The organism is Pseudomonas faucium, assembly GCF_021602585.1.
Classification (GTDB): Bacteria; Pseudomonadota; Gammaproteobacteria; order Pseudomonadales; family Pseudomonadaceae; genus Aquipseudomonas; species Aquipseudomonas faucium.
The window spans coordinates 98730-118729 of the sequence record NZ_BQIP01000020.1; the positions used below are offsets into that span (position 1 = coordinate 98730).

The following is a 20000-nucleotide window of genomic DNA, read 5'->3' on the forward strand; positions in this document are numbered from 1 at the left end:
CCCTTAGCGCCTGCCCAGTGCCAGCCGTGCGGCAAACAGGACGAAGACCAGGCCTGTCGCACGGTCCATCCACTGGATGACCCTGCCCCGGCGCAACACACCCGCCAGTGACTGTGTTGCGCCGATCAGGGCCATCGACCAGAGCAACCCCAGGGCCACGTGGATGCCCACCAGGCCGAATGTCCAGGCCACCAGCGGCTGGCCCTGCGGGATGAACTGCGGCAGGAAGGACACGTAGAAAATCCCCACCTTCGGGTTCAGCAGGTTGCCCAGCATGCCTTTGAGAAACCAATTGGCTTGCCCGCGCCCCTCCCCTGCAACGGCCCCCAGCGACTGCCTGGGCCGCACCAGCATGTTCACCCCCAGCCACGCCAGGTAGGCGGCGCCGCAGTACTTGAGGATGTCGTAGGCCAGCGCCGACACCGCAAGCAGTGCGCCCAGGCCAAAGGCAACCGCAGCGCCCCACAGCAGGCAACCGGCATTGATGCCCAGCGCGGCACGCAGCCCTTGCTGGCGGCCCTCCACGGTGGCGGTGCGCAGGATCAGCGCGGTATCCAGGCCCGGGGTCAGGGTCAGCAAGGTGGCAGCGAAGGTGAAGGCAAGCAGGTTGTCGGCAATGGACATGGGCATTCGTGCCTGAGGGTGAAATGGCTTGAGGTTAGCATGCCTCCCCCGGCGCTCATCGCAGGCGACTTGCTTTTTACATATGGAAATCCGTATATTCGATTATCCATATGTAAAGGGCCCTGCCATGCTCACTCCTCCCGAGGTCTTCAAAAGCTTGTCCGACGAGACCCGCGTGCGTGCCACGCTGCTCATCACCCGCCTGGGCGAGCTGTGCGTCTGCGAGCTGATGTGCGCCCTGGACGACAGCCAGCCGAAGATCAGCCGCCACCTGGCGCAACTGCGCAGCAGCGGCCTGCTGCTCGACCGCCGCCAGGGCCAGTGGGTGTATTACCGCCTCAACCCCGAACTGCCCGCCTGGGTGCACGAGATGCTGCAGCTGACCTTGCAGGCCAATGCCCAATGGCTGCAGGACAACGCCTCGCGCCTGCAGAACATGGACGGCCGGCCCGTTCGTGACGCCGCCTGCTGCTGAACCCTCGAGCGAGCCTGCCATGCTGATTGCAGTAGCTGTCTTCGTCTTCACCCTGGTTCTGGTCATCTGGCAACCCAGAGGCCTTGGCGTCGGCTGGAGCGCGGCGCTGGGCGCGCTCATCGCACTGGCTGCCGGCGCGGTTTCCCTGCAAGACATCCCCACCGTCTGGGCCATTGTCTGGAATGCCACCGCCACCTTCATCGCCGTCATCATCATCAGCCTGTTGCTGGATGAAGCAGGCTTTTTCGAGTGGGCCGCCCTGCACGTGGCACGCTGGGCAAAAGGCAGTGGCTACCGCTTGTTCGCCTTTTGCGTGCTGCTGGGCGCTGCGGTGTCGGCACTGTTCGCCAACGACGGTGCGGCGCTGATACTTACGCCCATCGTCATGTCGATGCTGGTCGCTTTGCGCTTTTCGCCGGCGGCGACGCTGGCATTCGTCATGGCCGCAGGCTTCATTGCCGACACGGCGAGCCTGCCGCTGGTGGTCTCCAACCTGGTGAACATCGTCTCGGCCGACTACTTCAAGCTCGGCTTCGCCGAGTATGCCTCGGTGATGGCACCGGTGAACCTGGCCAGCGTGGCCGCGACCTTGCTGGTGCTGTTCGTGTTCTTCCGTCGCGACCTGCCAAGGCACTACGCCCTTGACGCGCTGCAACAGCCCAGCGCAGTCATCCGCGACCGCGCCACATTCGTGGTGGGTGGGTGGACCCTGCTGTTGCTGCTGGTCGGCCTGTTCGCACTGGAACCGCTGGGTATCCCGATCAGCGCGGTGGCTGGCATGTGCGCAGCGCTGTTGTTCGCGGTCGCCGCGCGCGGCCACAAGATCTCTACCCGCCGCGTGCTGCGTGAGGCGCCCTGGCAAGTCGTGGTCTTTTCCCTGGGCATGTACCTGGTGGTGTACGGCTTGAAAAATGCCGGGCTCACCGATTTGCTCACGCAGCTGCTCGACCGCCTGGCCGAGCACGGCGTGTGGGGCGCCGCCTTGGGTACTGGCCTGCTTTCAGCGCTGTTGTCGTCAGTCATGAACAACATGCCTAGCGTATTGATCGGCGCGCTGTCGATCCAGGCGAGCGGCGCGGACGGGCTGGTGCGCGAGGCGATGATCTACGCCAACGTCATCGGCTGCGACCTGGGGCCCAAGATCACCCCCATCGGCAGCCTCGCCACGCTGCTCTGGCTGCATGTGCTGGAACGCAAGGGGGTACGCATCACCTGGGCGTACTACTTCAAGGTCGGCATTGTCCTGACCCTGCCCGTCCTGCTGATCACCCTTAGCGCCCTGGCCCTGCGCCTGAGCTACTGAAACCCGACCTGAACCGAGGAGCCTTTCATGCGAGTTCTTTTCATGTGCACGGCAAACAGCTGCCGCAGCATCCTGTCCGAAGCCTTGTTCAACCACATGGCCCCCGCCGGGTTCGAGGCGATCAGTTCCGGCAGCTTCCCCAAGGGCCAGGTACTGCCGCGCAGCCTCAGCACCCTGCAGCAAGCCGGCATCTCCATCGAAGGCCTCAGCAGCAAAGGTAACGATGCCTTCGAAGGCAACCCGCCCGATATCGTCATCACTGTGTGCGACAAGGCCGCCGGCGAAGCCTGCCCGGTGTATTTCGGCCCGGCGCTGAAAGCTCACTGGGGGCTGGCGGACCCGTCCGACGTCACAGGCAACGAAGCCGCCATAAGCGCCGCCTTCAACTCGACCCTCGCCCATATCGAAAAACGCTTCCAAGCCTTCTTTGCACTGCCTTTCGACGCCCTCGACCGTGACCAGCTCAAGCACGAGCTGGCCCGGATCGGCGCGCTCTGAGCAGGAGGACCCATGTCAGAAGAACTGCCCAACCTCGACCTTTCCCTGTTCGATGCTCCGCCCGCCAAGACGCGCAGCAGCGAGCACAAGCCGCGCATCCTGCTGCTCTACGGATCGACCCGCGAGCGCTCCTTCAGCCGCCTGCTGGTGGAAGAAGCCGCGCGCCTGCTCGAGCATTTCGGCGCCGAAACCCGCATTTTCAACCCCTCCGGCCTGCCCCTGCCTGACGATGTGCCGGTCGAGCATCCCAAGGTGCAGGAGCTGCGCGAGCTGGTGCAGTGGTCCGAAGGCCAGGTCTGGTGCTCGCCGGAGCGCCATGGCGCGCTGTCGGCGGTGTTCAAGGCGCAGATCGACTGGATACCCCTGGCGCTTGGCGCGCTGCGGCCCACCCAGGGCAAGACCTTGGCGGTGATGCAGGTGTGCGGGGGGTCGCAGTCGTTCAATGTGGTCAACCAGCTGCGCGTGCTCGGGCGTTGGATGCGCATGTTCACCATTCCCAACCAGTCGTCGGTGCCCAAGGCTTACCTGGAGTTCGATGAGGCTGGGCGGATGAAGCCTTCGGCGTATTACGACCGGGTGGTGGATGTGATGGAGGAGTTGGTGAAGTTCACGCTGTTGCTGCGTGATCGGCAGGATTACTTGGTTGATCGGTATTCGGAGCGTAAGGAGAGTGCCGAGGCGCTTTCGTCGCGGGTGAATCAGCGGGCGATTTGAAGGGGCGGATGCCAGGCGCTGTTGGTAAACTAGCGGCCTGTGCGATTGATTCGAGCAGGTACGGCGCGCGCTGTTGTGCCGACCTGCGGATGAAACGCTCCAAACGCCTTGAAAATCGGTATGGAACCCGTTGAACGTGAACACTGCAAACCAAAACACGCGCCCTGAGCCGTCACGCCGCTTCAGCGCTGCACCGATGATGGATCGGGTCGATTAATCGGGAAAGCCCTGTGGTTACGGGGCCTGTAGACATGCCGTGTTTTTGCTGTAGCAAAAATTAAGCAAGAGGGAAGGAATAGCCACATAAGTGGCTATTTTTTGGTCAGGAAAAAGGCAGCATCCCGGACTGGCATTGCAGGTGTTTCTATCACTTCAGGCTCATTGCTCGCCCGGATCACTCAAGGCTCGCTTGCAACTGGTTCCGTTCCTATCCAATAGGTTCGGTAGGCCGATACCTTCACGACATCACCGGCCCTCAAATTTCCACTGAACCCACCCGAACCGCCCTCCACAGCCATGAGGTATTGCTTATGGGCTGCAGAGATGTCGATGCGCTCAACGAGCGGCAGGGGTCTTCCATTGAGGGTTGCTTCCCGCACGACAGCGCTATGTCCAAACTGGAAAGACCCAGTCTCGATACGTTGCGAAGCACTGTGCTGTTTGGTGGATATACGCAATGCGGTAACGGCCTTCCCCGCACCACTCCATGTCGAGAGCTGATCACCGGACTCAACACGCTGCAGCAATTCGGTTCCGCTGGCATTGATCGGGTATATCTGGGCTCCCGCCAATGAGAATCCATGCAGGTCTTGCATTGCCCTAACCGACATATCGATGGTGTTCCCGGTTCCCTGGAACACATATCCAACCGAGACCCTGGCCATCACTGCGCGGTCTTCCGCAGGGCTGAGGATGTCGTAAACCTCATCGACCGCAACCTTGTCCACCGCGCTGAAGCCTTCCCGCAACGGCTGATTGTTGCCGGATCGAACGGATATCGAAATCCTCCGGACTGACGGGTAGATCTGCGTCCTGGTCTGGCCATTGGATGAAAGCTTCGCGTCACCACCAACCTCGACCAGGTCGCCAGAAACCACTGTCTTGAATTTCCAGCTACCCGGCGATGCTTGCTCGCTGGATATAAGAGTTGCTGCGCTCTTATCAACTGACACGACCCTGTAACGCGTGCCTTCCTGATCAGTCCATTGGCTGCCAACCTTAACCCTTGAACTGATAGGGATAGACACACCAAAGAAAGCACCATGGTTCGCCCCGATATACGTGCCATTGAACTTCACTGGCACAGCTTCGTCGCGCTCCGCAGAAACGAGATAACCCCGAGCAAATGGAATCTCCCCATTAGCAGGAACTATCCTAGCTCCGCCATAGTTCACCACTTGATTCCCGAGAGCTGGATCTTGGAGTTCAACCCTTCTAATAAGGTTACGGTTTATTCCGAAGGAAGATCGGATAAAAACCGAGTCGCCAACGAGTGACGCCTCAGTTTCGTTTCCTGCGAAAACGCTCGTCGACCCTAATACTGCCGCAACACCAAAGATCAACAGCTTCATGCCTTCCTCTTAGAACCAGAAATACGGATCGTGATACGGGATTGACAAGTACAACGTGCAAGATGTCGGAGTTCCCGTAACGGTTGGGTCGGGACGATACGCGATGGTGCCACTTGAGCCAACCGTGAATAGTCCGTTTTTCCCAGTGATGTCAGGGTTTGACTTGAAATTGGCACCAGCGAAGCCGGTAAAGTCGGCAATCGGAATAGTGCCCAAGGTCACTGGCCCCGTAGGCACTGTAGCTAGGTTCACGATGATCTCAATACTGCGGTCGCTGATCCGATACCCGGTGAAGCGCCCTGGCTCGGTGGAGCTGTTGACAAGGCCACTGGCGCTGATGTCTAAGGCTTTCCACATTGGGTCTCGGCGAATCGCTTGCTTCTTCGAGGTAACGGAGAGCCCGAAGCGCTGAGCCAGTGTCTCGGCCACCAGCCGGTGTCCAATCTCCTCCGGGTGTACCCCTGACGAAAGTCCGCGTTGCGTGCGCTGGGCCTCGGTGTACTGAGCGCCGGAGACAGTCCAGATCTGATCTGCTTCAATCAGCACGGCATTGGGGATGCTTGCTGCACCGAGCCGCAGAGATGCTTCTCTGACATCGATGCAGTGCGTCGGTCAGGCAAGAGGCCATTGGTGAGACGATATTTCCCTTCGTCGCGCAGGCACATTGCATAGGCAATGGCTATTTGCTACATTCCCGCGATTTTTTGCGCGCCGCGCAAGCCAGTCAGGCTCATAAGGGATGGCCAGAGTGACCAAACGAAGCAACCTATTTGTCATCGCAGTTGCCGCAGCGGTAATTGCATCGATCTTCACCTTGGGTGAATGGCGACTGAACAAAAAAAACATTTGGGATGAGCTTGCGCAAGATGCCCCTGAGCAGCCGGAACAAGCTGCCACCTTCCTCAGGGAAGCCATCAGTAACTTCAGCGATGCCCAGCTCTCGAATCTGGCCCGATCGATCGTTGAGTCTCGGGATATAAAATTTTCGCAGACGCTCACAAACTCCTTCATCTACACCGGCAAAGATAAAGAAAGCAAAAGACTCGCCGTATTTATTGCTGAGCAAGGATTCATCCTGAAAGGCGATATTGTACTCGCCAACCGTGCGGCCCTTGAGTACAAGATGGGTAGGTTCGTTCAGAAAAACGTTGAGAAAGCAACAACCATCTTCACTAGTCCTGTATTGATAAATGTTCCTATCTCGAAATTTTACCTTGCAGAAATGTTGCTAGATGATAGCAACCCTAATAAGGATCCTATTGAGGCGCAGCGACTTCTAAAAGAATCCGCAGCAGCAGGGATTGTAGCGGCAAAGAAAAAGCTTAAGGAAACGATGTGAGCGCTTTAAAGTACAGACCAGACATTGACGGACTTCGGACGATTGCCGTTCTTGGCGTCATACTCTTTCACTTAAGCCTGCCATTCATACCCGGCGGATTTGTTGGTGTTGACGTATTTTTTGTCATATCTGGCTTTTTAATTACCGGCCTGATACGTGATGCGGTGGAGCGAAACAAGTTCAGCTTCGCCAATTTCTACATTAGGCGGGTAAGGCGACTGATACCTGCGGCGGCCTGCACCATCATTGTTTCGTTCATCGTCTCGTTTCTACTTCTGTCTGGCGAGCATTTCAAGAGCTCTGCAGCTTCGTCAGTGGCCGCGCTCTTCTCGGCCTCCAATATATGGTTCTGGCTTGAGAGTGGGTATTTCGATTCGTCTGCGCTGACAAAGCCACTGCTGCACACCTGGACGCTGAGCGTTGAGGAGCAGTTCTACATGGTTTGGCCAGCAGCTCTGGTTTTCCTGCTATCGGCGCGCAGTCGCCTGGTAGCCCCTGCGATCCTGTTCATCTCTGGATGCATTAGCCTCTACTTCGCCTGGGCCTGGATCCGTCTCGATCCAACGTCTCCGTTCTTCCTCATGCCATTCCGGATCTATGAGTTTGCGATTGGTGCGCTGCTGGTGTGGGCGCCGGCAAACCGCATGCCCAACAAGGCTAACGAAATCCTACTTGCAGTCGGTCTTTCGGTAATCGCATGGTGCATGGCGACATTTACAGAGAACACGCCGTTCCCCTCATACACAGCCCTTCTCCCCTGCGCGGCGGCTGCCTTGGTGATCTATTCGGGCGGCGCCAAGCGCTTAGGGTGGCTGCTGAGAAACCGGGCGATGACATGGGTTGGCGAGCGCTCCTACTCCCTGTATCTGACACACTGGCCGGTCATCGTCTTCTACAACTATTACATCTTCACCCAGCCAAGCACCTTCGACATTGTCCTGATGGGCGTGATCACCCTGATAACTGCCCAAGCCCAGTATCGCTACATTGAGGTGCCACTGCGTGTGCGTGGCGGCTCCAGTCCGTCTGTGAGCAACAAGCGGTTCACTGCATACCTTGCAGCGCCGGCGAGTTTACTGGTGGCTTTCGGCGTGGCGGTTTACTCGCAGAACGGGTGGGAATGGCGTATCGCCACTGACAAGCAGGCGTCGTCGGAAGTAACCCAGGCCATCGATCTGCGACGCAACGACTGGCACAATTCGCTGATCTCGACGTACTCGAACGCTCAGGATGTTGGCTCCCGAAATCCGGACGCCAAGACGGCGCTGATTATCGGTGACAGCCACGCGGCACACATTCGCGGGGCCTTCGACTACATCGGGAAAAAGCACAATATCAAGGTAACGCTCTGGTATTACGTAGGCTGCAACCCGCTATTCGGAACCACCCACATCTTTGCTGCGCCCGATCCGCGAGAGGAAGGTTGCCGCATTCAGAACAATGCCTGGGAAAATCACCTTAAGACGAACAAATATGACTACGTGATCATTTCCTCACGATGGGCGTGGGCTGTTGAGCCGAGCCAGTACGGTCCGTACAAGGTGCCGCAGCAATACATCGTGGACACCGCCAACCCAGTGAAAACAATCGACGCCTCCAGAAAGGTCTTTGCGGAAAAGCTGGGCAGCACAGTAGACGCGGCGCTGAAGAGCGCCGGGCAAGTGATTGTGTTTGCACAGTCGCCGAACATCGGAAAATCGCTGGACGGTTGCGACAACGTCCCTCGATACATTTTAAGCGAACGCCAAGTGATCGAGCGCTGCAAGGCTCTCGATAAGCCAACAATTCTGCAGCGCCAAGAGTTCACGAACAGCGTTGTTCGAGGTATTGCGGCCAGCAGAGAAAGAGTACACGCCGTAATACCGACTGAGTACTTCTGCAGTGACGACCAAGAAAACTGCGTGACCTCAGCTGACGGGTATCGGCTGTTCCAGGACGAAACTCACTTCACCGTGGAAGGGGCCAAGTACCTAGCGCTCAAGTGGGAGAAAACGCCAAGTTTCCCATTCGGAAAACTTATTACAAACAAGTAGATATAAAGCTGTGACGGCGAGAAACCTCGCCGCCACATACTCCACAAATTAGAAACTCCTATCCTCCTCGAACCAGACTCCAGATATAAGTCGCAGCTTAATGAAGCTGTTTGACGATGTCGCCACAACGTTCGAATTTCCCTTGAGCCGCATTAAAGCGTTGTTGTGGACTAACGTCGTGAACTGATCTAGGCGAACGTTGACTAACTGTTCTTCAGCGCCACCAGAGAAAGTCGTAATACTCGTAGCTGCAGTATTCGCTGTTTGGAAACGGCCACCGTAAGAAACCGATGGTGTTGTGGCGCCAGCCGAAAAGTTAACGACAATCGAATCGCAAACGTCGTTATTCCTGTAAGTGCTGAAATGAAGTCGACCACGACTGATGAAGACCTTTGATGCCACAGGCGGCCCAGCAATATCAGAGAACATCTGACCTACTAGCTTGCAGTTCACCAACCGCCCGGATGTTTCCTCGTACACGCACAGGTAGTAAGCCATATCGGCATTACCGAACACGACGTTGTCCGCGATAATGTTTCTGGTCAGACTCAGGTTAGAGTTCGAATCAACTTGGGCAATGTAAATTGCGGCAACCGACCGACCTGGCGCACCCTCTCGAATTGTGTTGATGCGAATCACATTACTGTCAGCGTTCTGGTAGGCCCACTGCGTAGCCCCTGGCGCCACGGTTCCCGGCGCCTGGTAGTTTGGCCTGGAGTACAAAGCACCTGCAGGCCGGTCGGCAATTGCCTCCCAGTCGCTCTCCAGTGCGATGCCCGCAAGGTAGTAGCCACGGATATCGTTGTCGATGATGCGGTTGTGCTGCATCCCGCAACCCATGTAGATGCCGTAGTTTGTGTCTGCGTATATCTTGTTTGTGGTGATGAGGTTTCGTTGCGCGCCAGTTGTCAGGTTGATAACCGCCTCGCCGGTGCCTGCTGGCTGCACACCTGGCTCCCGCTTACAAACGTTGCCTATGACAATGTTTTCGATGCAGCCATAGCCGAGAAGAACCGCCGTGGAAAGAAAGTTTGATAGTTCGTTGTTCGCTACCACGGTCCACGCACACGACTCCGCCATATAGACGGAACGGTGGTTCTGGCCTGTCATTACGTTTATTGCAATTAGAGTACGCTCGCAGCCCAGCAAGACTACGCCGTAACTTCCGTTAATGAGATGGTTATGAACAATGATGTTGTCGGAGCATGGGATTGTCGCCCGGACTGTGGCGCCGCTGTTGGCGAAGTAGCCAGCAAATTCGGCCCCCTCGCCGATGAAGTCGATCAACAGACCTCAACTTGTTGGGTTAGCCACGCCAGTGATTTTGTTTCCGTAGACCAGATTCCTGTTCGATGCCTTCCAGAAGGCTATACCGTAGTGATTGATGGCATCGTCAGTGAAACCGAAGATCTCGCGCCCCAGCGTCTTCTGCATGTAGGCCGCGGGGAAGCTCTTGAACTGGGTGACGAAGCGCAACAGGTCACCGGGGACGGTACCGGGCTGCGTGCCCTGGTTCATGATCGAGCGGGTGCGCGCATCCGGCTCCAGCACTGCATAGGTAACACGGTCGTTGACGTAGGCGCGCAGGCTGCGCTTCAGGTCCTGGCGAGTTTCGCGGATAGCGCCCACGGATACGGGGCGATTGCGACCGGACAGATACTCCCCGATACGCTCATCGCTGATTCCAGATATGCCATCAGGGGTCATGTAGTCGCGGCCATCGGCCATTCGCATGTCCATGTCCCGCAGAAGATCCCACTTGCCCGCGTCGAGGTCGTAGAGGCCCAAGGCGCGCTTGAAATCGGCGTTCAGCGCCCCCCAGCCCTTGCCTTTGTTCTGCGCCAGGTTGTGCGCCATCATCAAGCCGGCGCTGGCTTTGTTGGCATCGGTCCACCAGGACAACCCGTTGAGCCGGAAGAACTGGCTCATGCCGCGGGACATCTTGCCGCCCACCGAGTCGTCGGCGGAGAAGCGGCGCATGATCTCGCCGCGCATCGAGTCGGCGTAGACGCCATAGGCCGACAGGATCTGGCGCTGCTCGGCGCTGCCCCTGCCCTTCAGCAGGCCGGCGCCCATCTCGGCCAGGCTGCCAAGGAAGCTCTGGCCCTGGTACCGCATCTCGCTGGCCGCCACCGGCAAGTCGGTGAAGCTGGAAAGTAGCGCGCCGCCGAGCTTGGACAGCGACTGCCATGCCCGGACGTTGGCGGCCACTCGCGCCTGGGTGGCATTGCCAGGAATGCGCGTCTGCCCGCTGATCTCCTTGAAGCGGTTGTCGATCACGCCACGGCGGGCGGTGTTGAAGTTGGCCAGGGCGGCTTGGCCGACTTCGAGCGCTTGAGCGGCGTGAATGGCACGCTGATCGATCTGTTCACCCGCGACCAGTACATCCGCTTCCACGGCAAAGAGCCCCCGTCAGGCTGGCGCGAGGCTACGCCGGAGGACATCCGTCGCGCCGCCGGCGGCCGCCGCCCCGATGCGGTGTTCATCAGCTCTCCCTGCAAGGGCGCCAGCGGGTTGCTGTCCGAAACCATGAGCATGACCCCGAAGTACCAGGCCCTGAACGAGCTGACGCTGCGCTGCATCTGGCTGTTCGGCGAGGCCTGGCGCGATGACCCGGTGCCGCTGCTGGTGTTCGAGAACGTTCCTCGCCTGGCCAGCCGCGGCCGGCACCTGCTGGACCAGATCGGCGCCCTGCTCAGCCACTTTGGCTATGCGGTTGCCGAAACCACCCACGACTGCGGCGTAATCGGCGGCCTGGCCCAGAGCCGCAAACGCTTCCTGCTGGTGGCCCGCCACGTCGAGAAGGTACCGCCGTTCCTGTACGAGCCGGAGAAGAAGAACCTGCGCGCCGTGGGCGATATCCTCGGCCGCATGCCCCTGGCCGGCGACATCGAGCAGGCCGGCCCCATGCACCGGGTACCGGCCCTGCAATGGAAGACCTGGGTTCGCCTGGCCCTCGTCGAGGCCGGCAAGGACTGGCGCAGCCTGAACGACCTAGCAATCGAGGATGGCTACCTGCGCGACCTGATCATCGTTCCGCAATTCCGCGAAGGGTTCTTGGGTGTGCACGACTGGCAGGAGCCGGCCGGCACTGTTGCTGCCCGCAGCGGCCCAACCAACGGCAAGTTCTCGGTCGCTGATCCGCGCGCCAGGGCCGGCGCCCTGCAGTACCAGCAGTACGGCGTTCGCCGCTGGCAGGACACAAGCGGCGCGGTGATCGGGGTGAAGAGCCCTGGGCAAGGCACGTTCAGCGTGGCTGACCCACGCCCAAACGGTGTTCGCCATAACAACGTGTACCGCATCGTGAAGATGGACACCCATGCCGGTACTGTCACCGGCGGCCAGTCGCCGAGCGCAGGCGGCCAATGCATCGCTGACCCTCGCCACGTTGGTATTGGGCATGGGAAGTACAACGTAACTCAATGGGATCGTGCGGCTCGCACCGTCATCGCTGGCAGCACCACTGGCCAAGGCGCCTTCGCAGTGCAGGACCCGCGCCCAGGCATGCGCCGCACCAAGGGCGATGCCTACCTGACCGGTGGCCACTATGGCGTCGTGCCTTGGAGTGGCTCTGCTGGGGCCGTTTCCGCCAGCGCCATGCACGACAACGGGCGCTGGAGCGTTGCCGATCCCCGCTTGCCCGAGGCCAACGATCGGCTCACCTGTGTGATCGAGTCGCTCGACGGCACCTGGCACCGCCCGTTCACCACCCTGGAGCTGGCCGCCCTGCAAAGCCTGGTGGAGCCAGAGGAACAGCTGGAGCTGGACGGCCTGAGCGATCAGGCCTGGCGCGAACGGATCGGCAACGCGGTACCGCCGGCAGCGGCGGAGGCCATCGCCCATGTGATGGGAACCACCCTGCTCCTGGCCGCCCAGGGCGAAACCTTCATGCTCAGCAGCATGCCGATCTGGGTTCGCCCGGTTGCGGTTGGGCTGAGCGTTTCCCAGGTCAGCAGATCCTGACCATGCCGCTCCGGGCAACCGGCGCCTGCTGGAGATCACCATGAGCCCAACCGCCCAGGCAGCCCTTGACCGGGCTCGCCGCTCTACCCCTGCGCCTGTTCCAGCCTACTCCACCGAAACCGCCATTCGCCCCAAGCCCATCCCGGTGCTGGTGGTGCGCGGCCCCATCAACGAATACATGCGCCAGCAGGCACGCAAGGAAGCCACTGACACGGTCCTGGCCATGCACCGCACGCTGGCCGCTACCAACGGCGTGGCCCTGGTGGTGGGACACCTCAAGCGCACCGCCGCCGACAAGCCCGGCAGCCACATCGCCGGTTACCTGGACGTCATTCAACTACTGGAGCAAGGACAATGAGCAACGACAAGGCAGCCATGCTGCGCACAGGCTTCTACACCACCCAATCGCTGGGCGACAAAGGCTGCATCCGCATCGACTTCAAGTCACTGGCAGAGCTGCACCAGGCTGACGACGAGCTGCGCGCCTTCCTGACCAAGTCAACCGAGCAGCACCAGGACGAGCCGGTGGCGCTTCCCTCCTGCAATGCCAAGCTGAGCGATTCCCACGACTGGGACCAAGGCTATCGCGGGGGCTGGAGGGCCTGCCTCGACGAGATCTCCAAGCTGGGGCCGCTCTACACCCACGCCGATCCTTGCGACGTTGAGTGGCTGCGCTTGGAGCTGAAGAACTGCACGCAAGCCTTCCATGCCTTGAAAGCTGGGAACGAAAGCCTGCACGCCCAGCTTGCCGAGCAGGCTGCGCTGCTGGATGAGGCTTATCAGCACGACATAGGAACGGCGCTCAAGCGCAAGATGCGCGCCCACCACGACGCCCTATCCGCCGGCGCAGGGCCGACCGAAAGAGAAGCACAGGCGATTCTTCGTGCCCCGGCTGAGATCGATGAGCGGGCGGAGTATGTAAAGTCCTGCCAAGACCACGCCGAAATGGCTGGCTTCGACCCCAGCATCCTGGACTTCACCCGCAGCCAGGATGACCCGGAAAGCTACGCAGACACGCACACCCAGGCGGGCTGGAGCAGTTGGAAGGCGCGTGCCACCCTGTCCGCCGGTCCAGAAGCGATAGCGCCAGGATGCACCACCTGCAACGACGAGGGCGCCGTCGGCAACATCCTCGACACCGTGCCATGCCCGGACTGTGCAGCAGCGCCGCCGGCCGAGCACGATGAGCAAGCAGCGTTTGAGCGTGCTTTCGTCGTTCAAGAGGGGGTGTGCTTCTCTCCAGAGCGAAAGGAATACCGCTCGATGAATGGCCGCAATATCGAGGAAACCGACTCCATTGACTTGAACCTACGGCTGTCGGGCTGGATGGCGCGCGCCGCACTGGCAGGCTTCAAACCTACTGTCCTCTCCAGGTGCGTGCTGTGCGACCAGCTGCAGGCCGACCTGACAGCGCTGGACGAAAAGCTCGACCAGACGCAGGACCTCTTGCGCTACATGGTCTACGACTACCGTTCGGTCGTTCAGGCCGGCTACGACAAGATCACCGGGCTTGGCGGTGACTGCGACAGCATTTCCAAGATGCTGGACGATAACCCCAACTACCAGAAAGCGCTGGCTCTGCTCCTGCCCGACCTTGAAAGCCGGCCGGAAGAGCGCGGCACACCGGAAACCGAACCTTGCTCAGGGTGCGGAACGCCAGGCTGGACCGGCGCCTGCAACAAGTGCATCCCTTACTGAGGCCGGCGCCGTGAAGCACACCACCGTCTTCTGGGCCCGCCTCACCGCAGCAGCCTTTGCCTTCCTGATCGGCGTGGTGCTGACCATCTACGCCACCAACCACCGCGTGGCCCAGGCCGATGACCAACACCCGCCACCACCCGCCGGCGACCAGTTCGACGAAGGGCCGGTGCTGGCCAGGCTGCCGGCCACCCACCTTGCCCCTGTCCGTTACATTTTCTGAGAGGTCAACATGAATACCGCCTTCCTGCTGATGGCCCAGTACAACGGCCAGGCCATCATCCCCATCGAGCTGGTCTGCAAGGACTACTTCGACATCACGCCCACCAAGCTCAAGGCCAAGGTGGCCAAGGGCGAAATCAACCTGCCGCTGGTCTGGATGGAATCGAGCCAGAAGGGTGCGCGCGGCGTGCACCTGAATGACCTGGCTGCCTACATCGATGACCAGCACGCCAAGGCCAAGGCCGAGCAGGACAAGCTTATGGGGCGCGGTCTTCGGCGCGCCTCTTGAGCCTCTTTTGGGCCTCGATAACGGGGCCCGTTACCACCTCCTCCAGAATCTCCCACCCTTCATAAGGGTCTCCCTTCCCCCGCAGGTGCGTATAGCGCCGCATCGAGTTCCAATCCCGGTGGCCCGACACGCTGGCCACGCGCGGAATATCCCACCCCTTTTCGAACAAGCGGCTGACGCCATCGTGGCGCAGGTCGTGGAAGTGCAGGTCGTCGATCTCCAAGAAGCTGCAGGCCCTGGTGAACGAAGTCGAGATCGACTTTGCGTTGTACGGGAACACCTCATCAGCTACGCGAGGCATCGACTGCAGGATGCGCCAGGCCTCATCGGGCATGTGACACCACACATCGTTGCCGTACTTCTGGCCAGGGTTCTTCATGTCGGTGATCAGTGCCGACTGCTCATGGTCGTTGAGCGCATCCCATCGTATCCGCGTGATCTCTTCCTGACGCCGGGTCGAGAACAGCGCGAAGACCACCACCCGCACCATGTCGATCTCCTGCCGCCTGGCGTCGCGCACCTTCTGGAAGTACTTGATGATGCGTTCCAGTTCCTCCCGAGTCGGTCGGCGGTTGCGCTCGACGCTCTTGGTCACGGCGCCCATCTTCTTCAATACTCGCCGTGCATCGGGCATGGCCAGCGGGTCGACCTCATACCCCCATGCGGGCCTGGCCACGGACAGAACGGCGCCCAGGTGCGCCAGATCATTGCCGACCGTCTGCGGCTGGATGCCGTCCTTCTCGATGCGGTCCATGGCGTAGTCGACCAGCTTCTGGCTTGTCAGCTCCTGATCCGCAACCTGACCGAGCCAGCTTTCGCCTATCGCCTTGAGGGTTGCGCGCTTGGTCTTGCCCAGCGGCCGCAGCTTTTCGTACTCGACCAGGTACTGGTCAATCATCTGCTTGACCGTCACGCCCTTCCGGTTGGCCTTCTCGATGGCGCCAGGTTCGTACAGTTCGGCCTCACGCTTCCTGATCCAGGCCTGGGCCGTCGCCTTCCGGTCGAACGTCTGGCTTTCCTGATAAACTGCCTTCCCTTCCTTCATGATGCGGATCTGGGCGGTGAAGCCCGATGACCCGTCCTTGCGCTTGCGCTGCGTGATGGTTCCCATGATTTGCTACACGGCTGTTTGCGGTTGCTACATTGTAGCAAGCGCAGTAGCAAAACCAGCAAGAACCAGAATTAAGCGGCAACAAACAGAGATAGAGAAATGCCCCAAAAACAAGCAGGAAACCCCGGAACCTCAAGCGATACGGTAGTCAGGAGGTTTTCTGTTGCACCGATGATGGACTGGACCGACCGCCACTGCCGGTTCTTCCTGCGTCTGCTGTCCAAGCACACCCTGCTCTACACCGAAATGGTCACCACCGGCGCCCTGCTGCACAACGACGCCCACCGTTTCCTGCGCCACGACGTGTCGGAACACCCGCTGGCCCTGCAACTGGGCGGCAGCGTGCCGGCCGACCTGGCTGCGTGCGCGCGCCTGGCCGAGCAAGCGGGTTACGACGAGGTCAACCTCAACGTCGGCTGCCCGAGCGACCGGGTGCAGAACAACATGATCGGCGCCTGCCTGATGGCGCATCCGGCGCTGGTGGCCGATTGCGTGAAGGCCATGCGCGATGCGGTGTCGACGCCGGTGACGGTCAAGCACCGCATCGGCATCAATGGCCGCGACAGCTATGCCCAATTGTGCGACTTCGTCGGGCAGGTGCGTGAAGCGGGTTGCCGCAGTTTTACCGTGCACGCGCGGATCGCGATTCTGGAAGGGTTGTCGCCCAAGGAGAACCGCGAGATTCCGCCATTGCGCTATGACGTGGCGGCGCAGCTGAAGGCGGACTTCCCGGACCTGGAGATCGTGCTCAACGGTGGCATCAAGACCTTGGACGAGTGCCAGGCGCACCTTGAGACGTTCGACGGGGTGATGCTGGGGCGCGAGGCGTACCACAACCCTTATCTGCTAGCCGAGGTGGACCAGCGGCTGTTCGGCAGCGAGGCAGCGGTGGTCAGCCGCAGTGAGGCGATGGCGCAGTTGCGGCCTTACGTCGTTGCGCATATGCAGAGCGGTGGGGCGATGCATCACATCACCCGGCATATTCTTGGGCTTGGGCAGGGGTTCAAGGGGGCGCGGCGGTTCCGGCAGCTGTTGTCGGCGGATATTCACAAGGCGCCGGAGCCGCTGGTGGTGTTTGATCAGGCGGCGGAGCTGCTGCAAGGGCGCTGAGTTTGCAGTAGCCGGTTTGCAGGCGATGCCAGCATTGCACTGCATGGCACCGGCTACGCCGGTGTTCGCGGGGCAAGCCCGCTCCCACAACGGTTGCGGCAGCTTTTAGAGATCCAGGTCGGGGAAGGGAACCTCGTGCGGGCGGGTGACTCGAATCATCACCTTCGCCATTTCGCCCCCGCCCCACAGGCCCCTTGAGCGGCCGTCGGGGCTCGGGTAATGTCGAGCAATCGCACAGGACAGAGCACGCCATGACTTCCAAGCTGGAACAACTCAAGCAGTTCACCACCGTGGTCGCCGACACCGGGGACCTGGACGCCATCACCCGCCTCAAGCCGGTCGATGCCACCACCAACCCGTCGCTGCTGCTCAAGGCTGCCGCCATCCCTGGCTACGCCGACCTGCTCAAGCAGGTCAAGGCCGATGCCAAGGGCAATGTCGACCTGGCCTGCGACAAGTTCGCGGTGGCCGTGGGCTCGGGCATCCTCAAGGCCATCCCCGGGCGTATCTCCACCGAAGTGGATGCCCGCCTGTCGTTCGATGAGCCGGCGCTGCTGAACAAGGCCCGCCAGCTGATCGCCCTGTACGACGCCGCTGGCGTATCCAAGGACCGCGTGCTGATCAAGCTGGCCTCCACCTGGGAAGGCATCCGCGCTGCCGAGAAGCTGGAGAAGGAAGGCATCCAGACCAACCTGACCCTGCTGTTCTCCTTCGCCCAGGCCCAGGCCTGTGCCGATGCCGGGGTGTTCCTGATTTCGCCGTTCGTGGGCCGCATCTACGACTGGTACAAGAAAAGCACCGGCCAGGAGTACGTGGGTGCCGATGACCCAGGCGTGCAGTCGGTCACGCGCATCTACAACTACTACAAGGCCAATGGCTACGACACCGTGGTCATGGGCGCCAGCTTCCGCAATATCAGCCAGATCGAGCAACTGGCCGGCTGCGATCGCCTGACCATCAGCCCGGAGCTGCTGCAACAGCTCAGCGACGACCAGGGCGAGCTGCCACGCATGCTCAAGCCGGGCAATGCCGGCGAGGCCAAGCAGGTGCTGAACGAAAGCCAGTTCCGCTGGGCGATGAACGAAGATGCCATGGGCACCGAGAAGCTGGCCGAAGGCATTCGCCAGTTTGCGCGGCACCAGGAGAAGCTGGAGAAGTTGATGGCTGACAAAGCCTGATACATCTCAGGTTTGCCAGGCGGGCGGGAAATGTTCAGCATTTTCCGCCCGTTTTTGTTTCATCTGGTTTGATTTGAACGCCAGGGTTTCTTCGTGGTGCAAGCCATGCGAAGAAGCCCGCTTAGCCCCGAGCTGTCGATGACCTCCTGCGCCCCACTGCCCAAAGTGCTCGTTGGCCCGATACTGCGCCGCCTGGAACCCCAGCGCCTGGCCATCTGGCTGGTCGGCACGCAACCCTTGCAACCCGAGCTCATCATGGACGCTGCGGCCAAGGTCGATTGCCAAGTCATCCCCGTAGGCCAGCACGCCTTCATCCACCTGCTGGACATCCACTTCAGCCAGCCCCTGCCCTGCGACATCGCTCTCGAGTACGACCTGCTCATCGATGGCCTGGGCATCGCCAGTTGGGCGCCGTACCTGCTCTACCCCGGCCAGCAACGCCCCAACCTGGTGCTGCGCGGCCACCTCGAGCAGCTGCTGCACGGTTCCTGCCGCAAGCCACACCACCCGGCCAGCGATGGCTTGCTGTGCGCCGACCGCTTGCTGTTGGCCTGCCAAGACCCGCAGCAGCGCCCTGCCGTGCTGCTGATGACCGGCGACCAGGTGTATGCCGACGACGTCGCCGGGCCGATGCTGCGGGCCATCCATTCGCTGATCGAACGCCTGGGCCTGTACGACGAAGCGTTGCAAGGCGCGGTGGTCGCAGGCAGCCAGGCGCTCTATCGCCACCCCGCCAGCTACTACCACCGCGCCGACCTGCTGCCCGCCCAGGCGCGCAACGAAAGCCTGCGCGAGCGCTTCTTCGGCGGCAAGCGCAAGCCGATCTTCTCTTCCAGCAACGCCGACAACCACCTGGTGACCTTCGCCGAGGTGCTGGCCATGTACCTGCTGGTCTGGTCGCCCGTGCCCTGGCAACTGGTCAGCCTGGGCATGCCCGCAGGCCTCGCCGAGCCGCACCAGGCGCGCTACAGCCAGGAGCTGCCGCTGATCGAGGCGTTCGCCGCCAACCTCGGCGAGGTCGCGCGGGTGATGGCCCACCTGCCCTGCCTGATGATCTTCGACGACCACGACATCACCGACGACTGGAACCTCTCGGCGCAATGGGAAGAAACCGCCTACGGCCACCCCTTCTCGCGCCGCATCATCGGCAATGCCTTGCTCGGCTACCTGCTGTGCCAGGCCTGGGGCAACGACCCGGACGGCTGCCAGGCGCTGGTCGGGCAATGCCAGCAGCTGGGCAGCCAGCCCCGGGATGCCCTGATCGACGAGTTGCTGCGCTTTAAGGGCTGGCAGTTCAGCCTGCCCAGCGAGCCGCCGCTGCTGGTGCTGGACACCCGCACACGGCGCTGGCGCAGTGAAAGCGACCTGGCCAAGCCTTCCGGCCTGCTCGACTGGGAAGCGCTGTGCGAGCTCCAGCAAGCCCTGCTGGATCACCCTTCGGCGATCATCGTCTCGCCAGCGCCGATCTTCGGCGTGAAGTTGATCGAGACGGTGCAACGGGTATTCAGCTGGCTGGGCTACCCGCTGCTGGTCGATGCCGAGAACTGGATGGCCCACCGCGGGGCTGCGCAGGTGGTGCTGAACATCTTCCGCCATTCGCGCACGCCCGGGCATTACGTGATCCTGTCGGGCGATGTGCACTATTCGTTCGTCTACGAGGTGCTGATCCGCCATCGCCAGCGCAGCCCGCACCTGTGGCAGGTGACCAGCAGCGGCATCAAGAACGAGTTCCCCCGGCGCCTGCTGGATGTGCTGGACCGGCTCAACCGCTGGCTCTACTCGCCGCGCTCGCCGCTCAACTGGTTTACCAAGCGGCGGGAGATGGAGGTGGTGCCACGTACACCCAGCCACAGCAAGGCCGGGGAACGGTTA

At 61.0% G+C, this 20000-nt stretch carries 20 protein-coding genes; 14 read left to right on the forward strand and 6 right to left on the reverse strand.

Translation table 11 applies throughout. The features are described 5' to 3' along the window. Positions 1-3: 3 nt before the first annotated feature. On the reverse strand, positions 4-624 hold the full coding sequence (locus L6D75_RS20935) for a LysE family translocator (RefSeq protein WP_176512140.1): 621 nt from the start codon (positions 622-624) through the stop codon (positions 4-6). 127 nt (positions 625-751) lie between these two features. Here L6D75_RS20935 and L6D75_RS20940 point away from each other — a divergent pair, with 127 nt between their 5' ends. Genes L6D75_RS20940 through arsH form a run of 4 tightly spaced genes read left to right on the forward strand, consistent with a single transcriptional unit; the run spans position 752 to position 3614 of the window. After that, on the forward strand, positions 752-1099 hold the full coding sequence (locus L6D75_RS20940; RefSeq protein ID WP_176512141.1) for a metalloregulator ArsR/SmtB family transcription factor: 348 nt from the start codon (positions 752-754) through the stop codon (positions 1097-1099). Positions 1100-1118: 19 nt separating this feature from the next. Further along, complete coding sequence (locus tag L6D75_RS20945; RefSeq protein ID WP_176512142.1) at positions 1119-2402, forward strand: arsenic transporter; 1284 nt, start codon at positions 1119-1121, stop codon at positions 2400-2402. Positions 2403-2429: 27 nt separating this feature from the next. Continuing rightward, positions 2430-2900 carry an arsenate reductase ArsC gene (locus L6D75_RS20950; RefSeq protein WP_176512143.1) on the forward strand — a complete coding sequence of 157 codons (471 nt, stop codon included), beginning with the start codon at positions 2430-2432 and terminating at the stop codon, positions 2898-2900. Positions 2901-2912: 12 nt separating this feature from the next. Continuing rightward, positions 2913-3614: an arsenical resistance protein ArsH gene (arsH, locus tag L6D75_RS20955; RefSeq protein ID WP_176512144.1), complete on the forward strand. Its 702-nt coding sequence runs from the start codon at positions 2913-2915 to the stop codon at positions 3612-3614. A 398-nt stretch (positions 3615-4012) separates the two neighbouring features. Here arsH and L6D75_RS20960 read toward each other — a convergent pair whose 3' ends face one another. Further along, complete coding sequence (locus L6D75_RS20960) at positions 4013-5185, reverse strand: hypothetical protein (RefSeq protein WP_176512145.1); 1173 nt, start codon at positions 5183-5185, stop codon at positions 4013-4015. A gap of 9 nt (positions 5186-5194) precedes the next feature. Then, positions 5195-5731: a hypothetical protein gene (locus L6D75_RS20965; protein ID WP_176512146.1), complete on the reverse strand. Its 537-nt coding sequence runs from the start codon at positions 5729-5731 to the stop codon at positions 5195-5197. 202 nt (positions 5732-5933) lie between these two features. Here L6D75_RS20965 and L6D75_RS20970 point away from each other — a divergent pair, with 202 nt between their 5' ends. Continuing rightward, a complete protein-coding gene (locus tag L6D75_RS20970) occupies positions 5934-6524 on the forward strand; it encodes a sel1 repeat family protein (RefSeq protein ID WP_176512147.1) in 591 nt (196 codons plus the stop codon). Continuing rightward, the gene (locus L6D75_RS20975) at positions 6521-8557 is read left to right on the forward strand and encodes an acyltransferase family protein (RefSeq protein WP_176512148.1); all 2037 of its coding nucleotides are present in this window, start codon (positions 6521-6523) and stop codon (positions 8555-8557) included. The genes L6D75_RS20970 and L6D75_RS20975 overlap by 4 nt, the downstream gene beginning before the upstream one ends. A gap of 48 nt (positions 8558-8605) precedes the next feature. Here L6D75_RS20975 and L6D75_RS20980 read toward each other — a convergent pair whose 3' ends face one another. Together L6D75_RS20980 and L6D75_RS20985 are read right to left on the reverse strand one after the other, a co-directional pair. Continuing rightward, the gene (locus L6D75_RS20980) at positions 8606-9844 is read right to left on the reverse strand and encodes a NosD domain-containing protein (protein ID WP_176512149.1); all 1239 of its coding nucleotides are present in this window, start codon (positions 9842-9844) and stop codon (positions 8606-8608) included. Between the two features lie 6 nt (positions 9845-9850). Continuing rightward, the gene (locus L6D75_RS20985; protein ID WP_236193782.1) at positions 9851-10954 is read right to left on the reverse strand and encodes a hypothetical protein; all 1104 of its coding nucleotides are present in this window, start codon (positions 10952-10954) and stop codon (positions 9851-9853) included. Between L6D75_RS20985 and L6D75_RS20990 the strand changes: the two genes are divergently transcribed. From L6D75_RS20990 to L6D75_RS21010, 5 genes are read left to right on the forward strand one after another with little or no spacing between them, the layout of a single operon-like run. After that, complete coding sequence (locus tag L6D75_RS20990; protein ID WP_236193783.1) at positions 10901-12520, forward strand: DNA cytosine methyltransferase; 1620 nt, start codon at positions 10901-10903, stop codon at positions 12518-12520. The two genes, L6D75_RS20985 and L6D75_RS20990, sit on opposite strands and share 54 nt — an antisense overlap. A 40-nt stretch (positions 12521-12560) precedes the next feature. Next, on the forward strand, positions 12561-12878 hold the full coding sequence (locus L6D75_RS20995) for a hypothetical protein (protein ID WP_176512150.1): 318 nt from the start codon (positions 12561-12563) through the stop codon (positions 12876-12878). Then, positions 12875-14218, forward strand: a complete 1344-nt coding sequence (locus tag L6D75_RS21000; protein ID WP_176512151.1) for a hypothetical protein — start codon at positions 12875-12877, stop codon at positions 14216-14218. Before L6D75_RS20995 ends, L6D75_RS21000 begins: the two co-directional genes overlap by 4 nt. Positions 14219-14228: 10 nt before the next feature. After that, positions 14229-14441, forward strand: coding sequence for a hypothetical protein (locus tag L6D75_RS21005; RefSeq protein ID WP_176512152.1), 213 nt, complete (start codon positions 14229-14231; stop codon positions 14439-14441). A 9-nt stretch (positions 14442-14450) separates the two neighbouring features. Continuing rightward, entirely contained in the window at positions 14451-14729 is a 279-nt protein-coding gene (locus L6D75_RS21010) for a pyocin activator PrtN family protein (RefSeq protein WP_176512153.1), read from the forward strand. On the opposite strand, the gene L6D75_RS21015 is transcribed toward L6D75_RS21010, so the two are convergent. Continuing rightward, positions 14698-15840, reverse strand: a complete 1143-nt coding sequence (locus tag L6D75_RS21015; RefSeq protein WP_176512154.1) for a site-specific integrase — start codon at positions 15838-15840, stop codon at positions 14698-14700. The genes L6D75_RS21010 and L6D75_RS21015 overlap by 32 nt on opposite strands. A 99-nt stretch (positions 15841-15939) precedes the next feature. On the opposite strand from L6D75_RS21015, the gene dusA reads away from it, so the two are divergent. The 3 genes from dusA to L6D75_RS21030 all read left to right on the forward strand — a co-directional run. Next, positions 15940-16950, forward strand: coding sequence for a tRNA dihydrouridine(20/20a) synthase DusA (dusA, locus tag L6D75_RS21020; protein ID WP_176512155.1), 1011 nt, complete (start codon positions 15940-15942; stop codon positions 16948-16950). A gap of 251 nt (positions 16951-17201) precedes the next feature. Next, complete coding sequence (gene tal / locus L6D75_RS21025; protein WP_176512156.1) at positions 17202-18128, forward strand: transaldolase; 927 nt, start codon at positions 17202-17204, stop codon at positions 18126-18128. A gap of 138 nt (positions 18129-18266) precedes the next feature. Further along, positions 18267-20000, forward strand: a 1734-nt coding sequence (locus tag L6D75_RS21030; RefSeq protein ID WP_176512158.1) for an alkaline phosphatase D family protein, incomplete at its 3' end; no start/stop codon positions are given.

Coding starts and splice junctions, on each gene's coding strand:
- L6D75_RS20935 (WP_176512140.1), bottom strand. CDS start 624: ATGTCCATTGCCGACAACCTGCTTGCCTTCACCTTCGCTGCCACCTTG.
- L6D75_RS20995 (WP_176512150.1), top strand. CDS start 12,561: ATGAGCCCAACCGCCCAGGCAGCCCTTGACCGGGCTCGCCGCTCTACC.
- L6D75_RS21000 (WP_176512151.1), top strand. CDS start 12,875: ATGAGCAACGACAAGGCAGCCATGCTGCGCACAGGCTTCTACACCACC.
- dusA (WP_176512155.1), top strand. CDS start 15,940: ATGCCCCAAAAACAAGCAGGAAACCCCGGAACCTCAAGCGATACGGTA.
- L6D75_RS21010 (WP_176512153.1), top strand. CDS start 14,451: ATGAATACCGCCTTCCTGCTGATGGCCCAGTACAACGGCCAGGCCATC.
- L6D75_RS21015 (WP_176512154.1), bottom strand. CDS start 15,840: ATGGGAACCATCACGCAGCGCAAGCGCAAGGACGGGTCATCGGGCTTC.
- L6D75_RS20940 (WP_176512141.1), top strand. CDS start 752: ATGCTCACTCCTCCCGAGGTCTTCAAAAGCTTGTCCGACGAGACCCGC.
- L6D75_RS20960 (WP_176512145.1), bottom strand. CDS start 5,185: ATGAAGCTGTTGATCTTTGGTGTTGCGGCAGTATTAGGGTCGACGAGC.
- tal (WP_176512156.1), top strand. CDS start 17,202: ATGACTTCCAAGCTGGAACAACTCAAGCAGTTCACCACCGTGGTCGCC.
- L6D75_RS20950 (WP_176512143.1), top strand. CDS start 2,430: ATGCGAGTTCTTTTCATGTGCACGGCAAACAGCTGCCGCAGCATCCTG.
- arsH (WP_176512144.1), top strand. CDS start 2,913: ATGTCAGAAGAACTGCCCAACCTCGACCTTTCCCTGTTCGATGCTCCG.
- L6D75_RS20945 (WP_176512142.1), top strand. CDS start 1,119: ATGCTGATTGCAGTAGCTGTCTTCGTCTTCACCCTGGTTCTGGTCATC.